This is a genomic window from Streptomyces sp. NPDC002403 (genome assembly GCF_053593015.1).
In genome coordinates this window covers 70,287-94,072 of record NZ_JBSFBQ010000010.1, presented here as the reverse complement: position 1 = coordinate 94,072, position 23,786 = coordinate 70,287, and the positions used below count along the sequence as shown (strand labels likewise).

20 protein-coding genes and 1 pseudogene are annotated in these 23,786 nt (G+C 70.9%); 11 read left to right on the top strand and 10 right to left on the bottom strand.

Features of this window, described 5'->3' with window-relative positions; all coding sequences use genetic code 11:
• Window positions 1–12 precede the first annotated feature (12 nt).
• The gene (gene glp, locus ACWCPY_RS14550) at window positions 13–1,323 is read right to left on the bottom strand and encodes a molybdotransferase-like divisome protein Glp (protein ID WP_451264779.1); all 1,311 of its coding nucleotides are present in this window, start codon (window positions 1,321–1,323) and stop codon (window positions 13–15) included.
• A gap of 4 nt (window positions 1,324–1,327) precedes the next feature.
• Entirely contained in the window at window positions 1,328–2,230 is a 903-nt protein-coding gene (gene galU, locus ACWCPY_RS14545) for a UTP--glucose-1-phosphate uridylyltransferase GalU (RefSeq protein WP_362453958.1), read from the bottom strand.
• 106 nt (window positions 2,231–2,336) lie between these two features.
• Here galU and ACWCPY_RS14540 point away from each other — a divergent pair, with 106 nt between their 5' ends.
• Entirely contained in the window at window positions 2,337–2,921 is a 585-nt protein-coding gene (locus ACWCPY_RS14540; RefSeq protein WP_451264940.1) for a 5-formyltetrahydrofolate cyclo-ligase, read from the top strand.
• Window positions 2,922–2,982: 61 nt separating this feature from the next.
• Here the strand turns inward: ACWCPY_RS14540 and ACWCPY_RS14535 are convergent, their stop codons facing one another.
• Entirely contained in the window at window positions 2,983–5,730 is a 2,748-nt protein-coding gene (locus ACWCPY_RS14535; protein WP_451264777.1) for a penicillin acylase family protein, read from the bottom strand.
• A gap of 292 nt (window positions 5,731–6,022) precedes the next feature.
• Here ACWCPY_RS14535 and ACWCPY_RS14530 point away from each other — a divergent pair, with 292 nt between their 5' ends.
• The 6 genes and pseudogenes from ACWCPY_RS14530 to ACWCPY_RS14505 all read left to right on the top strand — a co-directional run.
• Window positions 6,023–7,576, top strand: a complete 1,554-nt coding sequence (locus ACWCPY_RS14530) for a potassium/proton antiporter (protein ID WP_451264775.1) — start codon at window positions 6,023–6,025, stop codon at window positions 7,574–7,576.
• A gap of 387 nt (window positions 7,577–7,963) precedes the next feature.
• Window positions 7,964–9,247: an MFS transporter gene (locus ACWCPY_RS14525; protein ID WP_451264773.1), complete on the top strand. Its 1,284-nt coding sequence runs from the start codon at window positions 7,964–7,966 to the stop codon at window positions 9,245–9,247.
• A gap of 66 nt (window positions 9,248–9,313) precedes the next feature.
• Window positions 9,314–9,673 carry an FmdB family zinc ribbon protein gene (locus ACWCPY_RS14520; protein WP_451264771.1) on the top strand — a complete coding sequence of 120 codons (360 nt, stop codon included), beginning with the start codon at window positions 9,314–9,316 and terminating at the stop codon, window positions 9,671–9,673.
• An 89-nt stretch (window positions 9,674–9,762) separates the two neighbouring features.
• Window positions 9,763–10,596 (top strand): S-methyl-5'-thioadenosine phosphorylase, encoded by an 834-nt coding sequence (locus tag ACWCPY_RS14515; RefSeq protein ID WP_451264769.1) that lies wholly within the window; start codon window positions 9,763–9,765, stop codon window positions 10,594–10,596.
• A gap of 165 nt (window positions 10,597–10,761) precedes the next feature.
• The gene (locus ACWCPY_RS14510; RefSeq protein ID WP_451264938.1) at window positions 10,762–11,364 is read left to right on the top strand and encodes a hypothetical protein; all 603 of its coding nucleotides are present in this window, start codon (window positions 10,762–10,764) and stop codon (window positions 11,362–11,364) included.
• Window positions 11,365–11,460: 96 nt separating this feature from the next.
• A pseudogene (locus ACWCPY_RS14505) lies at window positions 11,461–11,868 on the top strand (MscL family protein); the annotation flags it as partial.
• A 188-nt stretch (window positions 11,869–12,056) separates the two neighbouring features.
• Here ACWCPY_RS14505 and ACWCPY_RS14500 read toward each other — a convergent pair.
• Genes ACWCPY_RS14500 through ACWCPY_RS14475 form a run of 6 tightly spaced genes read right to left on the bottom strand, consistent with a single transcriptional unit; the run spans window position 12,057 to window position 17,478 of the window.
• Window positions 12,057–12,266 (bottom strand): hypothetical protein, encoded by a 210-nt coding sequence (locus ACWCPY_RS14500; RefSeq protein WP_072487377.1) that lies wholly within the window; start codon window positions 12,264–12,266, stop codon window positions 12,057–12,059.
• A gap of 21 nt (window positions 12,267–12,287) precedes the next feature.
• Window positions 12,288–12,683: a hypothetical protein gene (locus tag ACWCPY_RS14495; RefSeq protein WP_451264767.1), complete on the bottom strand. Its 396-nt coding sequence runs from the start codon at window positions 12,681–12,683 to the stop codon at window positions 12,288–12,290.
• Window positions 12,680–13,351, bottom strand: coding sequence for a QcrA and Rieske domain-containing protein (locus ACWCPY_RS14490; protein ID WP_451264765.1), 672 nt, complete (start codon window positions 13,349–13,351; stop codon window positions 12,680–12,682). The genes ACWCPY_RS14495 and ACWCPY_RS14490 overlap by 4 nt, the downstream gene beginning before the upstream one ends.
• Complete coding sequence (locus ACWCPY_RS14485) at window positions 13,348–13,950, bottom strand: 4Fe-4S dicluster domain-containing protein (RefSeq protein ID WP_451264763.1); 603 nt, start codon at window positions 13,948–13,950, stop codon at window positions 13,348–13,350. The genes ACWCPY_RS14490 and ACWCPY_RS14485 overlap by 4 nt, the downstream gene beginning before the upstream one ends.
• Before the next feature lie 7 nt (window positions 13,951–13,957).
• Window positions 13,958–16,327, bottom strand: coding sequence for a molybdopterin oxidoreductase family protein (locus ACWCPY_RS14480; RefSeq protein WP_451264761.1), 2,370 nt, complete (start codon window positions 16,325–16,327; stop codon window positions 13,958–13,960).
• The gene (locus ACWCPY_RS14475; RefSeq protein ID WP_451264759.1) at window positions 16,324–17,478 is read right to left on the bottom strand and encodes an MFS transporter; all 1,155 of its coding nucleotides are present in this window, start codon (window positions 17,476–17,478) and stop codon (window positions 16,324–16,326) included. The genes ACWCPY_RS14480 and ACWCPY_RS14475 overlap by 4 nt, the downstream gene beginning before the upstream one ends.
• 133 nt (window positions 17,479–17,611) lie before the next feature.
• Between ACWCPY_RS14475 and ACWCPY_RS14470 the strand changes: the two genes are divergently transcribed.
• The 3 genes from ACWCPY_RS14470 (at window position 17,612) to ACWCPY_RS14460 (ending at window position 20,923) form a co-directional block, all read left to right on the top strand.
• On the top strand, window positions 17,612–18,760 hold the full coding sequence (locus ACWCPY_RS14470; RefSeq protein ID WP_451264757.1) for a low temperature requirement protein A: 1,149 nt from the start codon (window positions 17,612–17,614) through the stop codon (window positions 18,758–18,760).
• Between the two features lie 46 nt (window positions 18,761–18,806).
• Entirely contained in the window at window positions 18,807–20,018 is a 1,212-nt protein-coding gene (locus tag ACWCPY_RS14465; RefSeq protein WP_451264755.1) for a P1 family peptidase, read from the top strand.
• 134 nt (window positions 20,019–20,152) lie between these two features.
• The gene (locus ACWCPY_RS14460) at window positions 20,153–20,923 is read left to right on the top strand and encodes a DUF6227 family protein (protein WP_451264753.1); all 771 of its coding nucleotides are present in this window, start codon (window positions 20,153–20,155) and stop codon (window positions 20,921–20,923) included.
• Window positions 20,924–21,054: 131 nt separating this feature from the next.
• Here ACWCPY_RS14460 and ACWCPY_RS14455 read toward each other — a convergent pair whose 3' ends face one another.
• Window positions 21,055–22,647, bottom strand: a complete 1,593-nt coding sequence (locus tag ACWCPY_RS14455) for an MFS transporter (RefSeq protein ID WP_451264751.1) — start codon at window positions 22,645–22,647, stop codon at window positions 21,055–21,057.
• A gap of 91 nt (window positions 22,648–22,738) precedes the next feature.
• Between ACWCPY_RS14455 and ACWCPY_RS14450 the strand changes: the two genes are divergently transcribed.
• Entirely contained in the window at window positions 22,739–23,701 is a 963-nt protein-coding gene (locus ACWCPY_RS14450) for a helix-turn-helix transcriptional regulator (protein ID WP_451264749.1), read from the top strand.
• Window positions 23,702–23,786 lie beyond the last annotated feature (85 nt).

Genomic DNA, 23,786 nt, shown 5'->3' with positions numbered 1-23,786 from the left:
ACCGCCCGGCAATCAGCGGAGCAGGATCACCTCGGTGTCCGTGCCGGGCTCGGCGCAGGTGACGTCCTCGGGCAGCACGATCAGCGCGTCCGCCCGCGCGAGTGCGCCGATCAGATGCGATCCGGCGCCGCCGACTGGGGTGACCGTGCCGGCCTCCGCGTCGTACGTACCGCGCAGGAACTGGCGTCTGCCGGACGGCGAGGTGAGGGCCTTGTCGGTGTCCAGCACGGCCCGGACGGCGGGGCGGTTCACGTCCGGCAGCCCCATCAGGGCGCGGATCGCCGGCCGTACGAACAGCTCGAAGGAGATGTACGAGGAGACGGGGTTGCCCGGCAGTGCCAGCAGCGGTGTGTGGTCGGGGCCGATCGAGCCGAAGCCCTGCGGCTTGCCCGGCTGCATGGCGAGCTTGCGGAAGTCGATGCCGCTGCCCGGCTCGTCCGCGTCGCCCACCGAGGAGAGGGCTTCCTTCACGACGTCGTACGCGCCGACGCTGACGCCTCCGGTGGTGACGACGATGTCGGCGCGGATCAGCTGGTCCTCGATCGTGGCGCGGAGCGTGTCGGCGTCGTCGGTGACGGCCCCGACGCGGTAGGCGATCGCTCCGGCGTCCTTGGCCGCGGCCGTGAGCGCGAAGCTGTTCGAGTCGTAGATCCGGCCGCCGGTCAGTTCCTCGCCGGGCTGGACCAGTTCGCTGCCGGTGGAGATGACGACGACGCGCGGCCGGGGCCGCACCTTCACCGTCGAGCGGCCGATCGCGGCGAGCAGGCCGATCTGCGGCGGGCCGACGACCGATCCCGCGCTCAGCGCCAGATCGCCCGGCTTGACGTCACTGCCGCGGGCACGGACATGGGCGCGGGCCTCGACGGGGCGGTGCACCCGGACCTCGCCGCCCGCCCCCTCCGGGGCGTCGCTCAGGGAACGCATGGTGTCGGCGGGGCCGCCGCCCGTGCCGCCGTCGGTCCACTCGACCGGGACCACGGCCTCGGCACCGGCCGGCAGCGGGGCACCGGTCATGATCCGGGCGGCCTCGCCGGGGCCGACGGCCCGGTCGCCGGGCAGGCCGTCGCTGCCCGCCGCGACATCACCGATGACCGTGAGTACCGCGGGGAACTCCTCGTCGGCGCCCTCGATGTCGGCGACGCGGACCGCGTAACCGTCCATCGAGCTGTTGTCGAAGGGCGGCAGGGCGATCTCCACCATGACGTCCTCGACGAGGACGCAGCCCTGGGCATCGTGCAGTTGCAGCTCGATGGGTTCGAGCGGGCGCACCGCTTCGAGAATGTCTGCCAGGTGCTCGTCCACCGACCACATCGTGCTGCTCAAAGTGCTACATCTCCTCGGTGACGTAACTGCGGAGCCAGGTCTTGAAGTCCGGGCCCAGGTCTTCACGTTCGCACGCGAGTCTGACAATGGCACGGAGGTAGTCGCTCCGGTCACCGGTGTCATAGCGGCGGCCCTTGAAGACGACACCGTGGACGGGGCCGCCCGCCTTCTCGTCCTCGGCGAGGAGCTGGAGCGCGTCGGTGAGCTGGATCTCGCCGCCGCGGCCCGGTTCGGTCCTGCGCAGTATCCCGAAGACGGCGGGGTCCAGGACGTAGCGGCCGATGATGGCGAGGTTGCTGGGGGCCTCGTCCGCCTCGGGCTTCTCGACGAGGCCGGTGATGCGCACCACATCGCCCTCGGCGGTGGGCTCGACGGCCGCGCAGCCGTACTGGTGGATCTGCTCCGGCGCGACCTCCATCAGCGCGATGACACTGCCGCCCTCGCGCTCCTGGATCTCGACCATGCGGGCCAGCAGCGGGTCGCGCGGGTCGATCAGGTCGTCGCCGAGGAGGACCGCGAAGGGCTGGTCGCCGACGTGCGGCGCGGCGCACAGCACGGCGTGGCCGAGGCCGCGCGGGTCGCCCTGCCGGACGTAGTGCATGGTGGCCAGGTCGCTCGACTCCTGGACCTTCTTGAGCCGTGCGGCGTCTCCCTTGCGGGTGAGCGCGGACTCCAGCTCGTAATTGCGGTCGAAGTGGTCCTCCAGCGGACGCTTGTTGCGCCCGGTGATCATCAGTACGTCGGAGAGGCCGGCGGTCACCGCCTCCTCGACGACGTACTGGATCGCGGGCTTGTCGACCACAGGCAGCATCTCCTTGGGAGTGGCTTTGGTGGCCGGCAGGAAGCGGGTACCGAGCCCCGCGGCCGGGATGACAGCCTTGCTGATCCTGGGGTGCGACTGAGTCATGCGCAGAACCATAACCGGTGCGTATGTGAGGAAGATGAGGCTCCGGTTAACTTTGTACGGCTATACGCAGATATGAGAGATCCAGGGGTGCCCGTTGAGCACTGAGATGTCCCGAAAGGCGCTGCTCCGGCGTGAACTGCTGGCCGCGCGGCGCCTTCTGACCAGGGAAGACGTGGAAAACGCCGCGGTGGTTCTGTCCCGGGGCGCACTGGATCTCCCGGAGCTGTCCGGAGCCCGTACCGTCGCCGCGTACGTCTCGGTGGGCAGCGAGCCAGGCACCCGGGTGCTGCTGGAGGCCCTGCGCGCCCGGGGCGTGCGGGTGCTGCTGCCGGTGCTCCTCGCGGACAACGATCTGGACTGGGCGCCGTACGAGGGGGCGGACCGTCTCGTCCGGGCCGGCCGCGGGCTGCTGGAGCCGGACGGCGCGCGGCTCGGCCCCGAAGCGGTCCTGGAGGCCGACGCGGTGCTGCTGCCGGGCCTCGCGGTGGACGGGCGCGGGATGCGGCTCGGCCGGGGCGGCGGCAGCTACGACCGGGTGCTGGCCAGGCTCGCCGCGGCCGGGGCGCATCCCGCGCTGATCGTCCTGCTCTACGACGACGAGGTGGTCGCGCGGGTCCCGGAGGAACCGCACGACCACCCCGTGGACGTGGTGGTGACACCGGCCGCGAGCCGCCGGACGGACAGACCCTGAGGGCCTCCCGTCCGGATCGTGCCGGGCTCGCGTGCCCCGGCCCGATCCGGACGGAAAGACCCTAGGGCTTGAGGGTCAGCGTGTCGGTCGTCGACTTGGCGACGGCGTTCGTACCGAAGGACCAGTCGAGCAGATCACCGTTGACCCACTTGTCAGTCTGATCGGTGTAGTGCGCGCTGAACGCGTGCCCGGAGGCGCCGGTGAGGTTGATCCAGCGGGACTTGTCCCAGTCCCCCACGTTGACCACCATCCGCATCGACGGGACCCAGACGACGTCGTAGCCGCCCGCCGCGTTCCAGCCGGTGGCGTTGACCGCGGCCTCGCCGCCGCCGAGGTTCCACGGGCCGCGGTTGAGGGCCCGCTGGAGCAGTCCGGGGCCCTCGGTGCCGAGGGTCTGGTTCTTCAGGGTCAGCTGGTGCAGCCGGCCCCAGCTCCAGGTGGTGATGTCCTTGCCGAGCTTGGCGGTCAGCTCCCAGCGGGCGTCCTCCATGGCGCGGGCGAAGAGCTGGTCGCGGTTCTCGGTCGGCTCGTCCCGGCCGCTCCTCGGCGCCTTCCACCAGTCGCTGTTCCGGTCGTCCATCAGCTGGGCGACCACCTGGTACCAGCGGTCACCGCCGTCGGGCTGGGCGGAGTCCGCGTCGCGCCGGCCGCACTCGCGCACCAGCCTGTCCTGCTCGTCGACCGGGCCCGAACCGCCGGCCCGGGGCACGTTGAGGCACTCGCCCTCGACCCGCAGCTCCTTGGGCAGCTTGTTGCCGAAGGCCAGCTTGAGGATGTTGCGCCAGACCGCGTTGAAGTACGCGGCCGCGGCCGAGTCGGGCTCCTGGGTGTAGTCCCAGCCCTCCAGGAGCTTCTGTGCCTCGCGGACGCTCTTGTCCGAGACATTGATCTTCATCAGCTCGGGCACCAGCAGCGCGGCGATCTCGCTGGTGTTGTCCATCTGCATCTTCTGCATGTCTTCGGTCGAGATCTTCCCGCCGCCCTTGATCTTCGACTGGATGAGGTCGTCGATCCGCTGACTGCGGCTGCCGTAGCCCCAGTCCTTGGTCAGCAGGTGCGGGTACTTCTCGTCGACGACGGCCTGGTTGGCGGTGACGATGTAGCCGCGCTTCGGGTTGTACTCGTAGGGCAGCTCGCCGAACGGGATCGGGTCCTTCTCCCAGCCGTACTTCGAGGACCAGCCGGGGCTGGGCATCGTGCCGTCGCCCTTGAGGCGGACCGGGATCTTCCCGGGCGCCTGGTAGCCGATGTTGCCCTCGGTGTCGGCGTAGATCAGGTTCTGCGAGGGGACCTCGAAGTGCTCGGCCGCCGCCTGGAAGGTCTTGAAGTCCTTGGCCCGGTTCAGCTCGAAGACGGCGTCCATGGACTTGCCGGGGTCCAGCGCGGTCCACTTCAGGGCGACCGCGTAGCCGTCGGCCCGGTCCGGGGCCGCGTTGGTGACGGGCGCCTTCTGGCCGACCGTCTCCAGTTCGCTGCTGCGGTCGGAGACCAGCGGACCGTTGTTGGTCTCGCGGACAGTGATCTTCCGGTCCTTGCCGCCCGCGACCTTGATGGTCTCCTCACGGGTGGTGAAGGGCTTGACCTTGCCGTCGTACAGGTAGCCGTCGCCGGAGACCTTCTCCAGGAAGAGGTCGGTGACGTCCGCGCCGAGGTTGGTGAAGCCCCAGGCGATGTCCTGGTTGTGACCGATTATCACGCCCGGCATGCCGGCGAAGGTGTAGCCCGCGGTGTCGTACTGGCACTTCGCCGTGATCTCGCGGCAGTGCAGGCCCATCTGGTACCAGAGCGAGGGCAGCTGCGGCGCCAGGTGCGGGTCGTTGGCGAGCAGCGGCTTGCCGGTCGTCGTGTAGTCGCCGGAGACCACCCAGGAGTTGGACCCGATGCCGTTGCCGTTCGGGCCGAGCAGCGCCGGGATCTGGTCGAGGGTGTCGGAGAGCGCGGAGAGCTGGGTGTTCAGGCCCTCGGTGGCGCCCTGCGCGGTGTTCGAGCCGGTGGTGTCGGACGGGGTCGCGTCCGGGTCGAACTTCCCGGTGACCGGGGAGACCGCCCCCTGGTCGACGATCGGCCGGTGCTTCTCGTACGGGTACGCCGGGTAGAGGTCCTCGATCTGCTTCGCGTCGAGCCTGCTGGTCATCAGCGAGCGGTCGATCTCGTCCTGCATGTTGCCGCGCAGGTCCCAGGCCATGGCCTTGAGCCAGGCGACCGAGTCGACCGGGGTCCACTCGGCGGGCTTGTAGTCGTTGGTGAAGCCGAGGGCCGCGTACTCGACGGAGATGTCCTTGCCGTCGCGGCCCTTGAGGTAGGCGTTGACGCCGTCCGCGTACGCCTGGAGGTTCTTCTTGGTGTCCTCGGACAGGACGTTGTCGTACTCCTCCTGCGCGACCTTGCGCCAGCCGAGCGTGCGCAGGAAGGAGTCCGTCTCGACCTGTCCGGAGCCGAACATCTCGGAGAGCCGGCCGGCCGTCATGTGACGGCGGACGTCCATCTCCCAGAAGCGGTCCTGCGCCTGGACGAAGCCCTGGGCGCGGAAGAGATCGGTATCGGAGTCCGCGTACAGCTGCGGGATCCCGTAGCTGTCGCGTTTGACGTCGACGCTGCCGTCGAGGCCGTCGAGCTTCGTCGACCCGGTCGTCTGCGGGTACGAGGCCCGCACGGTGGATACGGACCAGAACGTCCCGTAACCGATACCCGCGACGAGCGCCAGCACCAGAACGATCACGATCAGGCGGGCACGTCGCCCCTTCTTCCTGCCGGTCTTCGCACCGGGGGCACCGGAGGAGGCGGAAGAGGCGGTTGAGTTGGCGGGCATCGCTGTCCTTCGAGGGGCAGGTGGTCCTGGGAGTGCAGGAGCAACCATAGGCGCAGCGCCGGGACAGCTCTGACGCGGTATCGGGATGATTCGAATTGCGTAGCGATCGTACGAATGCTCGAACGCGTCAAGAAAGCGTTAAAGATTAGGTAAGGTAACGAAGTACCGGCCGCCATCGGTCGATGCCGAAGGTCGATCGACCCGGCAGGCGTACGCGGGGAAGGAACGGCCACTGTCTGTCCACACGCTCAACGAACTCCTGCTCGTCTGCTCGCTCGTACTGCTCGTCGCGGTGGCGGCGGTACGCATCTCGTCGCGCAGCGGGCTCCCCAGCCTGCTCCTGTACCTCGGCATCGGGATCGCCATAGGGCAGGACGGCATCTTCGACGTCAAGTTCAACAACGCGGAACTGACCCAGGTCATCGGCTACGCCGCACTGGTCGTGATCCTCGCCGAGGGCGGCCTGGGCACGAAGTGGAAAGAGATCAGACCGGCGCTGCCCGCCGCGGTGATGCTCTCGCTGGTCGGTGTCGCGGTGAGCGTGGGCGTCACGGCGGCCGGGGCGCACTACCTGGTCGGCCTGGACTGGCGGCAGTCGCTGATCATCGGCGCGGTCGTCTCGTCGACGGACGCAGCCGCCGTCTTCTCCGTGCTGCGCAAGGTGCCGCTGCCCGCCCGGGTCACCGGCGTGCTGGAGGCCGAGTCCGGCTTCAACGACGCCCCCGTGGTGATCCTGGTGGTCGCCTTCTCGACCACGGGAGCGGTGGACAGCTGGTACGTACTGATCGGCGAAATAGCCCTGGAGCTCGCCATCGGTGCGGCCATGGGGATCGCCGTCGGCTGGCTCGGCTCGTTCGGACTGCGTCGTGTGGCGCTGCCCGCCTCCGGCCTCTACCCGATCGCCGTGATGGCGATCGCGGTGTCCGCGTACGCGGCCGGCGCCCTGGTCCACGGCAGTGGTTTCCTCGCCGTGTATCTGGCCGCGATGATCCTCGGCAACGCCAAGCTGCCGCACTGGCCCGCCACCCGCGGCTTCGCCGACGGGCTCGGCTGGCTGGCCCAGATCGGCATGTTCGTGCTGCTCGGGCTCCTGGTCACCCCGCACGACCTGCTCGACGACTTCTGGCCCGCGGTCGTGGTGGGCCTGGTGCTGACCGTGGTGGCGCGTCCGCTGGAGGTCTTCATCTCGCTGGCGCCGTTCCGGCTGCCCTGGCAGGAGAAGGCACTGATGTCCTGGGCGGGGCTGCGCGGCGCCGTGCCCATCATCCTGGCGACCATCCCGATGGTCGCCGGGGTCGAGGGCTCCACCCGTGTCTTCAACATCGTCTTCGTACTCGTGATCGTCTACACCCTCATCCAGGGGCCCACGCTGCCCTGGCTGGCGAAGGCCCTGAAGATCGCCGACGACCCGGCCGAGGCCGCCGACCTGGGGATCGAGTCGGCACCGCTGGAGCGGCTGCGCGGGCATCTGCTCTCGGTGGCGATCCCGGCCCGCTCGAAGATGCACGGCGTGGAGGTCGGGGAGCTTCGGCTGCCCGCCGGGGCCGCCGTCACCCTCGTCGTACGGGACGGCAAGAGCTTCGTACCGGCGCCCTCGACGGTGCTGCGGCGCGGCGACGAGCTGCTGGTGGTCGCCACCGATCCGGTGCGCGACGCGGCGGAGGAACGGCTGCGCGCGGTCGGCGAGAACGGCAAGCTCGCGGGCTGGCTGGGGTCCGGCGGCAGAAGCGGTGGCGAGAGTCCTGCGGGGTCCCATCCGGGGCACGACGTGGTGCACGACGTGACACATGCGCTGAAGGCCGTGAAGCGGCTGGGGAAGACCGACGGACCGAAGACGCACCACTGAGGGCGTCGATGTCCGGTGCGGTTCCGGCCTCTGCGGCTTCTGCGCCCTTGTGGTCGCGTGGCCTTGCGGGTGCAGGCCTGGCAGGGTTCCTTGCGCACAATCACAGGGGCGCGAGGAACCCTGCCTGTATCATGAAGGGAATCGACCGCCCCCGCGACGGGGCCGGTCGACCCGATCGACCGATCAGAACGACCAACTCTGCCTGATGCAGAGCTGGCGCGACCGTATGGCGGTCGTGGCGTCCTCCGCCTCTGCTGAGCGCCCGGCATCTACCGCAGTCCCGCGCGAAGAGGACAGCTCTCGGCAGCACCCGCACGAACGGCCCGCACCCCACGGTGCCGGCCGCCCGCGGGAGCCCGGCCACCAGGCGGCAGAAAGGCATGGACCGTGGCGTCCACGGTCACCGACCGCCCCGGATACGGGCAGTTGCTGCGCACCCCGGGTGCGTGGACATTTCTCCTCCCGGGCTTCGCCGCACGGCAGCCCTTCGCGATGCTGACCATCGGCATCGTGCTCCTGGTCCAGCACACCACCGGTTCGTACGGCAGCGCGGGCGCCGTCGCCGCCGTGACCGGTGTCTCCATGGCCCTGTTCGCCCCGCAGACTGGCAAGCTCGCCGACCGCTTCGGCCAGCGTGCCGTGCTGCTGCCCGGGGTCCTGGTGCACGCCGCGTCCGTATCGGTGCTGACGGCGCTCGCACTGGCGGACGCGCCCCTGTGGGCGCTGTTCGTTGCGGCCGTGCCGACGGGTGCGTCCGTCCCGCAGGTCGGGCCGATGGTGCGGGCCCGCTGGGCGGCCGTGCTCGGCGCGACACCGGACCGCGAGGCCTCGCCGCTGATGTCCACCGCGGCCGCCTTCGAATCGGTGACGGACGAGTTCACCTTCGTCATCGGCCCGGTGCTCGCCACCGCGCTGTGCACAGGGGTCCACCCGGCGGCCGGCCTGATCACGGAGGCCGCGCTGACCCTGGTCGGCGGGCTGCTCTTCGCCGCGCAGAGCCGCACCCAGCCCGCGGTCCGCAACGCCGCCTCCGGCACCTCCCGGCGGCACGCCTCCGCGCTGTCCGTACCGGGCGTACGGGTGCTCGCGATCTCCTTCCTCGGGATCGGCGCGGTCTTCGGCGGCATGCAGGTCTCGCTGACCGCCTTCGCCGAGGAAATCGGCCGCCCGGGAGCCAACGGCCTGATGTACGGCGTCTTCGCGGCGGGCAACATGCTCGCCGGGATCGCCTGCGGTGCCATCGCCTGGAAGAGCGGTCCCCGACGGCGGCTGATCGTCGGGTACGCGGCACTGACCCTGACCGCGTCCGGACTGTGGGCGGTGCACTCGGTGCCTCTGCTGGCCGGGCTCGGGCTCCTGGTCGGCCTCTCCATCGCCCCGGCCCTGATCAGCGGCTACACACTGGTCGAGGCCCTGGTGCCGGGGTCCGCCCGGACCGAGGCGTTCACCTGGCTGACGGGTTCGGTCGCGCTCGGCCAGGCCGCGGCGGTGACGGTCGCCGGACGGCTCGCGGACGCCCACGGGGCCAGCACCGGATTCCTGGTGCCGTTGGCCGGGACCGTACTGGCCCTGATCACCCTGGTGGGACTGCGTTCGAGGCTCGTGCCCGCCGCCCCGGGACGGACCGTGGCACGTGGTGTCGGTCACCGGAAGCCGGTCACGGTGGACTGATGCTGCGGAATACGTCAGTATGGAGCGTCGTTAGCACTCATTGAGTCAGAGTGCCAGGAGGAGCAAGTGCCGACCTATCAGTACCAGTGCACCGAATGTGGCGAGGGCCTCGAGGCGGTGCAGAAGTTCACCGATGACGCACTCACCGTGTGCCCGAGCTGCGACGGACGCCTGAAGAAGGTGTTCTCGGCGGTCGGCATCGTCTTCAAGGGTTCCGGTTTCTACCGGAACGACAGCCGAGGCTCCTCGTCGAGCAGCACGCCGGCTTCGTCCTCGGCGAAGACGTCCGGTTCCGCTTCGGCGTCCGACTCCTCGTCGTCCGCGTCCTCGGCGTCGGCTTCGACGGGATCCGACTCGAAGTCGTCCGCGTCCTCTTCCCCGGCCTCCGCCTCCTCTTCCTCGAAGAGCGGCTCGTCGGCCGCCTGAGTCGCACACCGCACCGCGCTTCCGCCGGGAGCCCCGTCGATACGTTCGGCGGGGCTCCCGGCGTTTTTCCGCGCCGCTACTGTGATCACATGGTGAACGCAGAGATCGGTGTCATCGGCGGCTCGGGCTTGTACTCCTTCCTGGAGGACGTCACGGAGGTGCGTGTGGACACCCCGTACGGACCGCCGAGCGACTCCCTCTTCCTCGGCGAGGTCGGCGGCCGCCGGGTCGCCTTCCTCCCCCGCCACGGACGCGGCCACCACCTGCCGCCGCACCGCATCAACTACCGGGCCAACCTGTGGGCGCTGCGCTCCGTCGGCGTACGTCAGGTGCTCGGCCCGTGCGCGGTGGGCGGCCTGCGCCCGGAGTACGGACCGGGCACCCTGCTCGTGCCCGACCAGCTGGTGGACCGCACCAAGGCCCGGACGCAGACGTACTACGACGGGGAGGTCCGGGCCGACGGGGCGGAGCCGAACGTCCTGCATCTGGGCTTCGCCGATCCGTACTGCCCCGAGGGGCGCCGGGCCGCGCTGGCGGCGGCGCGGGCGAAGGGCTGGGAGCCGGTGGACGGCGGGACGCTGGTGGTCGTCGAGGGGCCGCGCTTCTCGACCCGGGCGGAGTCGCGGTGGCATGCGGCCATGGGGTGGTCGGTGGTCGGGATGACCGGTCACCCGGAGGCCGTCCTCGCCCGTGAACTGGGCCTCTGCTACACGACGACGACCCTGGTGACGGACCTGGACGCGGGTGCGGAGGCCGGCGAGGGCGTCTCGCACGGCGAGGTACTGAAGGTGTTCGCCGCCAATGTGGACCGGCTGCGCTCGGTGCTCTTCGACGTGGTGGCCGCACTGCCGGCGGAGGCGGACCGGGACTGCCCGTGCTCGCATGCGCTGGACGGTCTGGAGACGGGGATCGAGCTGCCTTAGCGCGTGGGGGCGGGATGGTTGTGGCGTGTGTGGGTGACGGAGTTGTCCACAACGCCGTGGCCGTCCACAGGCTTCGGCGGGGATCTCGCGGACGGTGGATCGTGAGGGGTGTTCGTCCGGAACTCCTCATGTCAGGTGGTGTCGGCCATGTTCCCGTCGTCCGTCATGCCGTCCGTGTCGTCCGCTTCATCCGCGTTCCCGTCGTCCTTGTCCTCCTCGTCGTCCCCGTTGCCGTCCGCGTCACCGGCGCCGCCGCCCTGTGGGGTGCCCGTTTTCGAACCCTTGCGGGTGCGCGGGGGTGGTGGGCGCCGGCTGCGGCGGGCGCTGTGGCGGCAGCGCCGCGCCCTGGCCGCCGGGCTGGCCCTGACGGCCGCCGCGCTCGCCGTCACGGGGCTGGGCGGTGGCGGCGCGGGCGGTGGCGGCGATGCGGCCTACGGGGCGGGGGCCGGGGGTGAGGCAGGCCCGGCGCCGTCCGAGGCCCGGCGAACGGCTCGGCCGGTGTCCGCTCCGGTCCGGATCGCGGATGCGGGGGCGGTTCGTTTATTGCGGCCGGGTGACCGCGTCGACGTGATCGCCTCCGGGGAGGGCGGAACCGGGGCCGGGGCCCGGGTGCTGGCGAGGGGCGCGCGGGTGGCGGAGGTGCCGCAGGGCCCGGCAGAGGTTTCCGCCCAGGACGGAGCGCTGATCGTGCTCTCCGTTCCCCGGGACACGGCCACCGCGCTGGCCGGCGCGGGCATCTCGTCCCAACTGGCGGTGACCCTGTGCTGATTCGCACGGCCGATCGGTCAAGCCGCCTTGCCAAACGCTCGGATCGGGCGGTTCTCATGCGTACTGCCGCAATTTGCGGAGGAGTTCGCTCCGCCTATGGCACATGCGAAGGAAGGCTCATTCCCGAGCGGGAAGAAGGTCGGTCTGCGGGAAGGGTTCAGAGCCTTCCTGACGCGCCGCAATGGCATCGATCCGGCGGTCGCCGTCGTCATCGGCGCAGCGCTCACCCGGATCGTGAACTCGATCGTCAAGGGAGTCATCGACCCGCTGGTCGGTGCTTTCGGCACCGAGGACCTGGAGGGTCACAGCTCCTGCCTCAAGGGCCCCTGCGTCACGGACCCGAAGACGGGCGAGGCGACCGAGGGCATCCGGGTCCGGTGGGGTTCGGTGCCCGGCGCCACCCTCAGCTTTCTGATCACGGCCGCCGTCGTCCACTTCCTGACGGTCCTGCCGATGGCCAAGTACCTCGCCAGGCGGGCTGCGATGCAGGCCGCGAAGGAAGGGGGGCGGGAGAAGCTGGAGGTGAGCGAGCTGGAGGTGCTGAAGGAGATCCGCTACGCCCTCGTCCCGCAACGCGGCGGCCCGGCGGGCAAAACCCCCGGCCGGCACCCGGGCCGGGGTCACGACCAGGAGCACGACACGCGACTCAAGAACCGGCGGCACCGCCGCCGGACCACCACGGAGCAGGGGGATCAGATGTGGTGGGGCGGCTTCTCGTCGAGGAAGCGCGCCAGATCGGCGGCGCTGCCACCGGCCGGGGCCCGCTCGCCCCACCCTCGGTCCGTATCGTCCGAGGACTGCTGGTCCAGCGGATCGTCGAAGATCAGAGCCGGTTTCGGTTTCGGCCGCTCCGACTGGGAGGGCTTCGAATCGCGCGGGCCGGGGGCGGGGGCGGTGCTCATACGTCAAGGGTACGGCGGTGGTCAGCGGTCCCTCGGGTCGATCAGCCAGAGCCCGAGGACGACGAGGAACGACAGGCAGAGGAAGCCGGCACCCCACCAGGCCGTGCCGGTGTGCCCCTCCATCCATGCGTCGATGACGACGGTCAGACCCCAGAGCTGTCCGACGACCACCGTCATGGCGAGGGCCAGCCGGGCCGTCAGCTTCGAGGACCGCTCGGGCTCCTGGTCGGTGCCCGCCCCCGGTCCGGGGCCGGTGTGGCGGACCCGGGGGTCGCCGTAGCCGCTGGTGGCACGGATCTGCGGATAGCGCTCGTGGACGGGGCGATTGAGTTCGGGGCGAGCACTTCCCGGGCGGTACTCCGGGTATGCCCCGGACTCCGGGGGCTCCTGGTTCCCGGACTGCCGGGCGCCGGTCATGGCCGCCTGCCGGAGGTTTCGGCCCCGGCCCCGTGCGACGGGGCCTCCGCGCCGCCGCCCTTGACGGCGGGACAGCCGATACGGGAGGCGAGGTCCGGGCGGTCCCGGTCGAGCTGTCGGCACAGGCCGTGCTCGATGCTCTCGCCCGAGCGTGTCGTGCCGACCGCCCAGATGCTGCCGTCGGACTGTTCGGTGAGCACCACCCTGGGCAGCGCGCGGGGCGGTGGCCCGGCGGTGACCTCACCGGTGCGGGCGTCGAAGACGCCCTCGTGGCAGGGGCAGTACAGCTCCCCCTCGGCACCTCGGTCCTTGCGCCAGAGCACGGCACAGGCGAGATGGGTGCAGATCGCGGAGTAGCCGACGAGGGTGCCGTCGTCCAGCCGTACGGCTACCGCCCGGTCCTCTTCGTCCGGGTAGTGGAAGGCGAGGGACTCTCCGGGCAGGAGCTGAGCGGCGATCCGCTTCGGCGCCGGTGCCTTGGCGTCGTCGGGCTCGCCGTGGCGCGGCAGGATTCCGCCCGCCACCCCGAGGCCGCCGACGGCGAGCCCGCCGGAGACGGTCGCCACGATCCGGAGGTAGTCGCGCCGGGTGGTGAGGGAGTCGGCGGCGATCCGGTCGTGCAGGGCTTCGCGCGGATCGCCGGAGGGCGGCTGGTCGGTGACGCTCATCGGCGGACGTCCTTCCCGTTGATCTCGACGACAGGAAGGCCGCCGGGCACCGGCCACCGCACCCGGTCGGCGGGGACGACCATGGCCACGCCGGTGCGTACCTCGCTCCGGCCGAAGGTGAAGGTGTCGGCGACCTGGACGCCGGGGCGCTCGGCCTGGAGTTCCTCGACGGTCCCGTAGAACAGCGCCCCGGTCGGGCAGACGGTCGCGCACATGGGGGCGAGGCCGTAGGCGGTGCGGTCGTAGCAGAGGTTGCATTTCATCTGCAGCTTCGCCCGGAGGTCGATCTTCGGGACACCGAAGGGGCAGGCGTTGACGCAGTTGGCGCAGCCGATGCAGCGGGTGGTGTCGGCCTGCTGCACCACACCGTCGGCGGTCACCAGGATCGCGTCGGCGGGACAGACCTCGGCGCACGGGGCGACCGGGTCCTCGCAGTGCATGCAGACCGTGGGAAGGGAGGCCACGGACTGGCCCTCGTCGGTGTAGTCGAGGTGGATCATCGACTTGCCGCGGTGCGAGTCGCACTCCCGGCAGGCGGAGACGCAGGCCTGGCAGCCGATGCAGCGACCCGGATCGATGAAGATCGTTCTGCCCATCATGCGGCGGTCAGCTCCTCTCCGAGGTGCCACGCCCCTGGGGGGCCGTGGGCGGCAGGGGGTCGGTACGGGAGACCTGGGTCTCCGGGTAAGCGACGTGGCCGGGTGCGACGGGAGGCGCGGGGACTTCGTCGATCGTCCCGGCGTGCTCGATACGGCAGGCGCACACCTTGTACTCAGGGATCTTGGAGCGGGGATCGAGGGCATCGATGGTGAGGGCGTTGGCCGAGGTGGGGACGGGCCAGTGGTACGGGATGAAGACGGTGTCGGGTCGGATCGCCTCGGTGACCAGCGCGGGGAAGACCGCGCTGCCGCGCCGGGTGACGACGCGGACCGGTTCACCGTTGCGGAAGCCGTGGGAGGGATGGAGCTCGGCCCAGGGGCGCGGGGTCTGTTCGACGAGGGCGCCCAGACGGCGGGTCTGGTTGCCGGAGAGGAAGTGGGCGACGGTCCGTCCGGTGGTGAGCGACATGGGGTGCTCGTCGTCGTACGGGTCCATCGGCGGGTGCCACTCGACGACCTGCAGATGGATCTTGCCGTCGGGGTGGTAGGTCCTGCCGTCCTCGAAGAGCCGCGGGGTGCCGGGGTGGTCGGTGGAGGGGCAGGGCCAGGCGATCCCGCCGGTCTCCTCCAGCCGTTCGTAGGTGATGCCGTAGTAGTCGTTGACGGTGCCGGCGGAGGCGGTCCGCAGTTCGTCGAAGACGGCCCGGGAGTCGGCGAAGGCGAATTTGTCGCCGGCGCCGAGGCGCCTGGCCAGTTCGCACATCACCCAGGTGTCGGTCCGTACGCCGGGCGGCGGGTCCTGCGCCTTGTTGTGCTTGACGACCCGGGCCTCGGCGTTGGCCATCACCCCCTCGTCCTCGGCCCAGGTGGTGACGGGAAAGACGACATGTGCGTTGGCGGCGGTCTCGGAAAGGAAGAAGTCGAATTGGGCGTGGAACTCTGTGGCGTCGTACCCCTCCTTGACCACCTTGTAGTGGGGAAGGGAGACGAAGGGGTTGTTGCAGATGCCGATGAGGCCGCGGATCTCGCGGCGCTGCATCTGCCAGACCATTTCCATCATCGAGGTTCCGGCGGGCGGGAGTTCGGACTCCTCGATGCCCCAGATCTCGCAGATCTGCCTACGGTGCTCCTCGTTCGTGATCGAGCGGCCGCCGGGCAGGAGGTCGGACTTCTGGCCGTGCTCGCGGCCGCCCTGCCCGTTGCCCTGCCCGGTGATGGTGCCGTAGCCGGCACCGGGCCTGCCGATGTGGCCGGTGGCGGTGCAGAGGTTGATCACGCTGAGGCAGTTCTCGACGCCCTGCGAGTGGTGCTCGATGCCCCGGGCGTGCCAGGCCATGGCCCTGGGCGCGCGGGCGAAGGCGCGGGCGACCTGGACGATCTGTTCGGCGGGGACACCGCAGATCCCGGCGGCCCTGGCCGGCGGGTACTCGGCGACCTTGGCCTTCACCTCCTCCCAGCCGGTGGCATGGGCGGCGAGATAGGCCTCGTCGGTCAGTCCCTCCTCGACGACCACGTTCAGCACGGAGTTGAAGAAGGCCGAATCGGTGCCGGGCTTGAGGGCGACGTGGATGTCGGCGGTCCGGGCGATGGCCGTCTCGCGCGGGTCGACGACGATCAGGCTCGCGCCGCGATCCCGGGCTCCCCACACGTACTGGGTCATCACGGGGAAGCATTCGCCGACGTTGGAGCCCGCGATCAGCAGGCAGTCGGTGAGCAGGATGTCGGAGAAGGGGTTGCCGGCGCGGTCGATGCCGAAGGCGAGTTTGTTGGCGCCCGCGGCGCTGACCATGCAGAGCCGGCCGTTGTAGTCGACGTGCCGGGACTTGAGGGCGACCCGGGCGAACTTGCCGACCAGATAGGTCTTTTCGGAGAAGAGACTGGCCCCGCCGAGCAGCCCGAAGGCGTCGTTCCCGTAGCTCTGCTGGATACGGTTGATCTCGGCGACGGTGAAGTCGAGGGCCTCGTCCCAGGAAACCTCGCGGAAGTCCTCGTCACGGGAACGGCGCATCAGCGGGGCGGTGAGCCGGTCGGGGTGGTTGACCTGCTGGTACGCGTTGATTCCCTTGGGGCACAGCCGCATCCGGTTGATGTCGTGGTTGCGGGGCTCGACGCCGAAGACCTTGCCGCCGCGGTCGACGCGCAGATACATCCCGCACTGGACCCCGCAGAAGCAGCAGTGGGTGGGGACGAGCGTCTCGCCCTCCTGGTCGGCGCGCCACCGGTCGGCGGGGATACCGCCCGCGTCCCGGAAGGCCCGGGTGCCGGGCGGAGCGAGGGAGGGGTCGAGAGGAACGGTCGCACGGGGGTCGGTCGCACGGGGGTCGGCCGTACGGGGGGCGGTCCTGCCGGGGTCGGCCGCACGCGGGTCCGCGGTCACTTGAAGCCCTTCTTCACCTGGGAGAGATAGGCGCTGCCGCGCAGTACCCGCTTGCAGCGCGGGCAGTATTCGGCCCACTCGTCGAAGCCGAGGCCGAGGTCGCGCATGGTGCCCCGGAGGTTCTCGACGTACGGGCCGGTGTCGATGGGCTCCTCGCAGCGGCGGCAGCCGAGCACCTCCTGGTCCTGCCGGGCGGTGTACTTGAACAGCTGCATGCCGACCGCGGCCGGGCGCTGGACGATGTGGAAGAACTTCCCGAACGGGATGTAGATGAGGGTGAAGACCACCGACACCATGTGGAGGACCGCCAGGAACTCGTATCCGCCGCCGTGCAGGAAGATCGACGAGAAGGTGAGCAGCAGACCGGTCACCGAGATGACGATGAGAGCGATCAGCGGCACCAGGTCGTAGGCGAAGCGCTGGCCGGTGATGGCTCCGCGGTCCTTCATCCGGCGCCACAGGAAGTACGCGGCGCCGGGGATGACGAGCACGGCGGCGATGTCCAGGCCGTGGAACATCAGCCAGCCCAGGATGTCCAGGGAGTCGAAGCCGATGATCCTGAAGCCCCAGATACGCATCTCGTAGCCGGGCCCCGAGCCGCTGTTCGAGGTGAAGGTGAACCAGCCCCAGGTCAGCGGGAAGGTGATCAGGGCGGCGAGGACGCAGCCCCAGAAGATCAGCTGGTGGGCGGCCCAGCGGGCGTGCGAGCGGGCGCCGAGGAATTTCTGGAAGCCCAGGTACGTGGCGATCATCCGGGGCAGTGCGGTGGGGGCCTTGCGGAAGTTGGCCATCGAGAAGAAGCTCCGCCACCCCTGCTTGAACAGCCGCCGGGCGCCGGGCGCGGAGACCCAGACCGTGTAGCGGTAGGCGACGCCGAAGGCGAGGAAGACGGTGGCGACGGCGTACGGGAGGAGGGCGGAGTCGAAGTTCTCCAGCAGCCGGCTGCCGAATACGATCGCGAGGATCAGCAGGGCGGAGACGATGACACCGGCCGCGGTCGCGCGGCCGGTGACGGAGCGGCGCCCGGCGACCGGCCCCGCGGCGGTCCGGGGTCCGGCGGGCGGTGGCGTGCCCGGTGCTCCCGCGGAGCCGGTGCGGGCAACGGGGGCGGGCTGCGCGGCTGCGGCGGAGGGCTCGGGCGGCTCTGTCACCCCGTCACCGTAGGGGCGTACATGACGGTTGGTCCTGTTTTACGGCTCAGCCGGGTGAGCCCCGCCGCTCGTCCGGGGCGTGCCCCCTCCGGCATGGCCGAGCCCGTCTGGTGTGCTGGCTCCCATGCCCGTAATGACGGCTCGCAGCCGCACCGAGAAACATCGCGCCTCGACCCCGCTGGAACTCTTCTTCGACCTCTGTTTCGTGGTCGCCGTGGCCCAGGCGGGCGCGCGGCTGGTCCATGCCGTCGCCGAAGGGCACGCCCTCACCGGAATCGGCAGCTACGCGGCCGTCTTCTTCGCGATCTGGTGGGCCTGGGTCAACTTCAGCTGGTTCGCCTCGGCCTACGACACCGACGACCCGCTGTACCGCGTCGTCACGCTCGTCCAGATCACCGGTGTGCTCGTCCTCGCCGCCGGGGTGCCGCGCGCCTTCGACGCGGGCGACTGGACGATCGTCGTCATCGGGTACGTGGTGATGCGGCTCGCGCTGACCAGCCAGTGGCTGCGCGCCGCGCACTGCACCCGGGACGGGGAGCGGCGCGTCGCGCTGCGGTACGCCGTCGGGATCTCGGTGGTGCAGCTGGGCTGGATCGCCATGCTGCTGGTACCCGCCGAGTCGCGCGGAGCCCGTACCGCCGTCTTCGTCGTGCTGGTGCTGGCGGAGCTGGCCGTTCCGGCGCTCGCCGAGCGCGTCCGCTCCACGAGCTGGCATCCGCACCACATCGGTGAGCGGTACGGGCTGTTCACGATCATCGTGCTGGGCGAGACCATCGCGGCGGCCACGGTCGCGGTCCAGGAGGCGGTGTACGAGCACGACGCGCTCGGCGAACTGCTGCCGATCGCCGCGGGCGGGCTGCTGATCGTCTTCTCCGCGTGGTGGATCTATTTCGCCGTGCCGATCCATGACTACCTGCGCGGCAGCAGGGAAGCGTTCATCTGGGGATACGGGCACTTCCTGATCTTCGGTTCCGCGGCCGCCATCGGCGCGGGCATCGAAGTCGCGGTGGAGGAGGCCGTGGGCAAGGCCCATGTCCCGGACACCGTGGCCGCCGCCGCGGTGACCATTCCCTCCGCGCTCTTCCTGCTCACGGTGTGGGCGCTGCACGCCCGCCACTTCAAGCGCGACCTCGCGGAGCAACTGCCCCTCCCCGTGGCCGCGCTGGCGATCCTGGCCTGCACGTTCGCCGGCGGGTGGGCGGTGTTCGCCGCCGGTCTGGTGGCCGCGACGACCGTGGCCGCGGGGGAGCTGCTGTCCCGGCGGCCCGCCGCGGCCGGGTGAGCACACATGGACGGCCGGCGACGGCTCACGCAGTGAGGAGCACGCGATGACGGAAGAACCCCGAAGGCCGACGACCCCCATCGCCCCGCAGAACACGTCCGGTCCGGACGCGTCGGGCCCGGACGCGTCCGGTCCGCTCGCCGCCACGGGCCCGGACGCCGCCGGTCCGCTCGACGCGCTGACCGATGTCGCGGGGCTGCGCGTCGGCCACGCGCAGGTGCCGGGCGAGGGCGCGCTGAGCGGCACCACCGTGGTCCTCGCCCCCGAGGGCGGTGCGGTCGCGGCCGTCGACGTACGCGGTGGCGGCCCCGGCACCCGGGAGACCGATGCGCTCGATCCCCGCAATCTGGTGCAGCGCATCGACGCCGTGGTGCTGACGGGCGGCAGCGCGTACGGCCTGGACGCGGCGTCCGGTGTGATGGCCTGGCTGGAGGAGCGGGGGCGCGGCGTGCGGGTCGGCCCCGATCCGGCGCAGGTGGTGCCGGTGGTCCCCGCCGCCTGCGTCTTCGACCTGGGGCGCGGCGGCGACTGGCGGGCCCGCCCCGACGCCTCGACGGGCCGCGCGGCGGTGGAGGACGCGGCGGCCTCGGAGCCGGGGGCTCCGGTGGCCGAGGGGGCCGTGGGCGCCGGCACGGGCGCGGTCGCCGGCCGGCTCAAGGGCGGCGTGGGCACCGCGAGCATCCGGCTCGCCTCCGGGATCACGGTGGGCGCGCTCGTCGTGGTGAACGCGGCGGGCTCGGTGGTCGATCCGCGTACCGGGGTGCTGTACGGGGAGTACGGCGCCGCGGAACCTCCCGTGCGCCCGGCGCCCGAGGTCCTGCGCGCGGCGGAGCGGCGCCTCGCCGAGGCGCGGGAGGCGGAGGCACGGCCCCCGCTCAACACCACGCTCGCCGTCGTCGCCACGGACGCCGAACTCACGCGGGCCCAGGCGCAGAAGCTCGCGGGTACGGCGCACGACGGACTGGCGCGCGCCGTCCGTCCCGTACATCTGCTCACCGACGGGGACACGGTTTTCGCGCTGGCCACCGGCGCCCGGCCGCTCGATCCGCAGAATCCGATCGCGCTCAACGAGCTGCTGGCAGCCGGCGCGGACGTGCTCACGCGCGCCATCGTGAAGGCCGTCCGGGCAGCTCGGAGCGTGGACGGCCGCCCCGAAGGCGGCTGCTACCCCTCGTACGGCGACCTCTACGGCAGCCGCCCCGACCCCCAGGAGCCGTCGGCGGACGATCACCCGGATCCCGACTCGCCCGCGGGGTAGGGAAGTTCGGACGAATCAACAGGAACCATCTGCGTGCGTCATACGTTTTCCTGAACCCCGGTCACGATGTCGGACCCAGGGACTACGTTATGCACGCAGCAAGTAACACGCGGCAACGGCCTGGAGACAGCACCTTGAGCGATCCGTACGAGACAACCGAGCAGCACCTCGAGCGACTCCTGCGACGGGCACTCAACTCTTTCGACCTGCCCGACAGCACGGTCGAGAGACTCGGTACCGCGCTCGCCCACAGCAGTTCCCTGCACTCCTCGCACCACAGTTCCGTGCTCCACCGCGAGACCTACCAGCACACGTATCTGCTGTCCGACGGCACCCCTCTCATCCTGTGGGAGCTGGTGTACGGAGGTCCGCGGAGTGCGACGGACCCGCGGTTCCGCACGGAACCCGACCTCATGCACCACGAGTTGTACGACGACGAGACCGATGCCCATGTCGCGGCCGCCCGGCTGACCGGCAGCTTCGGCGAGGTCCCGGTGTTCGGGGACGACGGGCCCCAGGCCGACCTGGAGATACTGACGGTCCTGATGGCGGCTCCCCCGGCCCCGCTGCCCCGGATGTACGCCCCGGACAACTCCGCCGACCACGCCCGCCGCGTCCTGCGCCGCGCGGAGAACAGCGACGGTCCCGGCGAGGAGACCGCCCGGCTGCTGCGCGCCGCCTTCGCCCACCACATCACCCAGGTCTTCGGACGGCAGTGCCGGGTGGACGGGCGGGACGCCGGATTCACCCTGTACGAGCACGCCTTCCTGCTCCTGGACGGCAGCGAGACGAGCCTGTGGGAGGTCGAGCACACGGCCACGCCGGACGGCCGCCACATGTGCGAGGTGTACGGCGACGAGGACACCGCACGCGGAGCCATGGAGAGCCGTACGCGCATCTGCTGACCCCGAGGATCCGGGGCTCCGGGCTCCGGGCCCCTGAGCCGGCACAGACGCGGAAACGGCGGTGCCCGCACCCTCCCGGGGTGCGGGCACCGTCCTGCTCATCCCTCGTCGCTCATCCCGGCGGAGGTCGGTCAGGGCGTCAGCGCGGGCTCCTTGGCACTCCCGGAGCCGCCCGTCGGGTCCTCGGCACCCGCCGTGTCCGCCGCGTCCACGACACCCGCCGCGTCCACGGCCCCGTCGCCGCCCTCCACGTGCTGCCGCGACCGCGCGGGCAGCGCGAACATCACCAGGAAGATCACCGCGAGCACACCGGCCACCCACCACAGCGAGTGCCGGAACGCCTCCGCGAACGCCGGGCCCACGTCCTGCGGCGCCAGCCGGTCACCGATCGCGCCGAGGAAGACCACCGAGACCAGTCCGAGCCCGAGCGCATTGCCCATCTGCTGCACGGTGTTGATCAGCCCGGAGGCCGAACCGGAGTGCTCCTTGGGCACCTCGGAGAGCACCGCGTCCGTCAGCGGCGCCACGATCAGCCCCATCCCGAGGCCCATGACCACCAGCGGCAGCGCCATCTGCCAGGACGTGATGCCCATGCCGTACCGGTCGGACTCCCAGATGTAGAGGAGCAGGCCGGCGATCATCAGCAGCGCGCCCGTCTGGAGGACCTTGCGGCCGAAGCGGGGCACCAGCTTCTGTACGGAGATCCCGGCGGCGAGCGACACGGCGATCGAGAACGGGATACCCGTCGTACCGGCCCGCAGCGCGCTCCAGCCGAGGCCCATCTGCATGTAGAGCGTCCAGACCAGGAAGAAGATGCCGAGCCCGATACCGAAGGTCAGCTGCACGGCGATGCCCGCCGCGAAGCTCTTGACCCGGAACAGCGACAGCTCGACCAGCGGCGAACCGTCCCTGCGCGCCTTCGCCCGCTCGAACAGCACCAGGAACAGGAACACCAGCAGGCTGCCCACCATGGACATGTGGCCCCACAGCGGCCAGCCCAGCTCGTGGCCCCGGGTCAGCGGGTAGATCAGCATCAGCATCCCCAGGGTCACCAGGGCGACGCCGACCAGGTCGAGCCGGAGTGCCTTCGGGGCCTTGGACTCCGTGATGAACTTCCGGCCGAGGATCAGCCCCGCGATGCCGACGGGCAGGTTGATCAGGAAGATCGGGCGCCATTCGAGACCGGCGATGTTCCACTCGGTGAGCAGCGCACCCAGCAGCGGCCCGAGCACGGCGCCGAGGCCGACGATCGCGCCGAAGAGACCGAAGACCTTGCCCCGCTCGTGCGCCGGGAAGGTGGCGTGCACGATCGACAGCACCTGCGGAACCATCAGCGCGGCGGTGCCGCCCTGGAGGATCCGGGAGGCGACCAGCATCTCCGGACTCGCGGCGAAGCCGCAGAGCGCGGAGGCCAGGGTGAAGCCGCCTATACCGATGAGGAACAGCCGCTTGCGGCCGTAGATGTCACCCAGCCGGCCACCGGTGATCAGACCGGCCGCGAACGCCAGCGAGTAGCCGGCGGTGATCCACTGGATCGAGCTGAACGAGGCGCCGGTGTCCTCGCGGATGCTCGGGATGGCGATATTGACGATCGTGACGTCGACCAGGTCCATGAAGGCCGCGGTCATCACGATGGCGAGCGCGAACCAGCGTCGCCGGTCCGACGGGTCCGAGGACACCGCGGGCCCGGATGCCGTGGACGGCAGAGATGAGGAAGAAGTCATGGGAAGAAGTTAGACAGTCATTAGGTCGGTCCATGACCTAATAGGTGCGCATCCTGGTGAGACGACCGACACCCCGGCAGAAGGCGAGTCCATGACCGACACCCCGGCACGACTGCTGAATCTGCTGTCGCTCCTCCAGACCCCCCGCGAATGGCCGGGCAGCGAGCTCGCCGAGCGGCTCGACGTCAGCCCGCGCACCATCCGCCGCGACATCGACCGGCTCCGCGAGCTGGGCTATCCGGTCGAGGCCTCGCGCGGGTCCGTCGGCGGCTACCGGCTCGTCGCGGGCACCGCGATGCCGCCGCTGCTCCTCGACGACGAGGAGGCGGTGGCCATCGCCGTGGGCCTGCGGGCGGGGGCCGGGCATGCCATCGAGGGGGTGGACGAGGCGTCCGTAAGGGCGTTGGCGAAGCTGGAGCAGGTGCTGCCCTCGCGGCTGCGGCACCGGGTCTCGACCCTGCAGAACGCGACGATGCCGCTGACCCGGGGCGACGGCTCGACCATCGACCCGCGGACGCTGACCGTGATCGCGTCGGCGGTCACCGGACAGGAGCGGCTGCGCTTCGCCTACCGCGCGGGCGACGGAGCCGAGACCAGGCGGGAGGCCGAGCCGTACCGGCTGGTGAGCACGGGATGGCGCTGGTATCTCGTCGCGTACGACCTGGGGCGCGGGGCCTGGCGTACGTTCCGGGTCGACCGGGTGAGCGAGCCGTTCGCGACCGGGGCCCGGTTCGCACCGCGCGAGCTGCCCGCGGGTGACGCGTCGCAGTTCCTCGCCGGCTCCATCGCCCGGCGGCAGCCGGAGCTGGCGGTCGACGTGAGCTTCGCGGCCCCGGCGGACTTCGTGTCCGCGCGGCTGCCCGCGTCGATCGGCCCGTTGGAGCCGACCGGCGAGAACAGCTGCCGGCTGCGGGCGGTGCTCGCGGACTCGCTGGAGTGGGTGGCGCTCAGGCTGGCGCTGGTGGACTGCGAGTTCACCGCGCACGAGCCGCCGCAGCTGGTGGACTACCTGGGCGATCTGGGAGCCCGCCTGTCCCGCGCGGCAGCCGGCTGACCCGACCTCCGGGGCGCACCGGTCCTGACAGCAGCACACCGGTCAGCAGCACACCGTCGGTCCTGAAAAGGATGAGCCCCGGCGC

Excerpts from the sequence above, each read along its gene's own strand:
- ACWCPY_RS14455 (WP_451264751.1), bottom strand. The coding sequence starts at position 22,647 with ATGACTTCTTCCTCATCTCTGCCGTCCACGGCATCCGGGCCCGCGGTG.
- ACWCPY_RS14540 (WP_451264940.1), top strand. The coding sequence starts at position 2,337 with ATGTCCCGAAAGGCGCTGCTCCGGCGTGAACTGCTGGCCGCGCGGCGC.
- galU (WP_362453958.1), bottom strand. The coding sequence starts at position 2,230 with ATGACTCAGTCGCACCCCAGGATCAGCAAGGCTGTCATCCCGGCCGCG.
- ACWCPY_RS14470 (WP_451264757.1), top strand. The coding sequence starts at position 17,612 with ATGACGGCTCGCAGCCGCACCGAGAAACATCGCGCCTCGACCCCGCTG.
- ACWCPY_RS14450 (WP_451264749.1), top strand. The coding sequence starts at position 22,739 with ATGACCGACACCCCGGCACGACTGCTGAATCTGCTGTCGCTCCTCCAG.
- ACWCPY_RS14510 (WP_451264938.1), top strand. The coding sequence starts at position 10,762 with ATGCCGTCCGTGTCGTCCGCTTCATCCGCGTTCCCGTCGTCCTTGTCC.
- ACWCPY_RS14465 (WP_451264755.1), top strand. The coding sequence starts at position 18,807 with ATGACGGAAGAACCCCGAAGGCCGACGACCCCCATCGCCCCGCAGAAC.
- ACWCPY_RS14515 (WP_451264769.1), top strand. The coding sequence starts at position 9,763 with ATGGTGAACGCAGAGATCGGTGTCATCGGCGGCTCGGGCTTGTACTCC.
- ACWCPY_RS14500 (WP_072487377.1), bottom strand. The coding sequence starts at position 12,266 with ATGAGCACCGCCCCCGCCCCCGGCCCGCGCGATTCGAAGCCCTCCCAG.
- ACWCPY_RS14535 (WP_451264777.1), bottom strand. The coding sequence starts at position 5,730 with ATGCCCGCCAACTCAACCGCCTCTTCCGCCTCCTCCGGTGCCCCCGGT.
- ACWCPY_RS14485 (WP_451264763.1), bottom strand. The coding sequence starts at position 13,950 with ATGATGGGCAGAACGATCTTCATCGATCCGGGTCGCTGCATCGGCTGC.
- ACWCPY_RS14490 (WP_451264765.1), bottom strand. The coding sequence starts at position 13,351 with ATGAGCGTCACCGACCAGCCGCCCTCCGGCGATCCGCGCGAAGCCCTG.
- ACWCPY_RS14495 (WP_451264767.1), bottom strand. The coding sequence starts at position 12,683 with ATGACCGGCGCCCGGCAGTCCGGGAACCAGGAGCCCCCGGAGTCCGGG.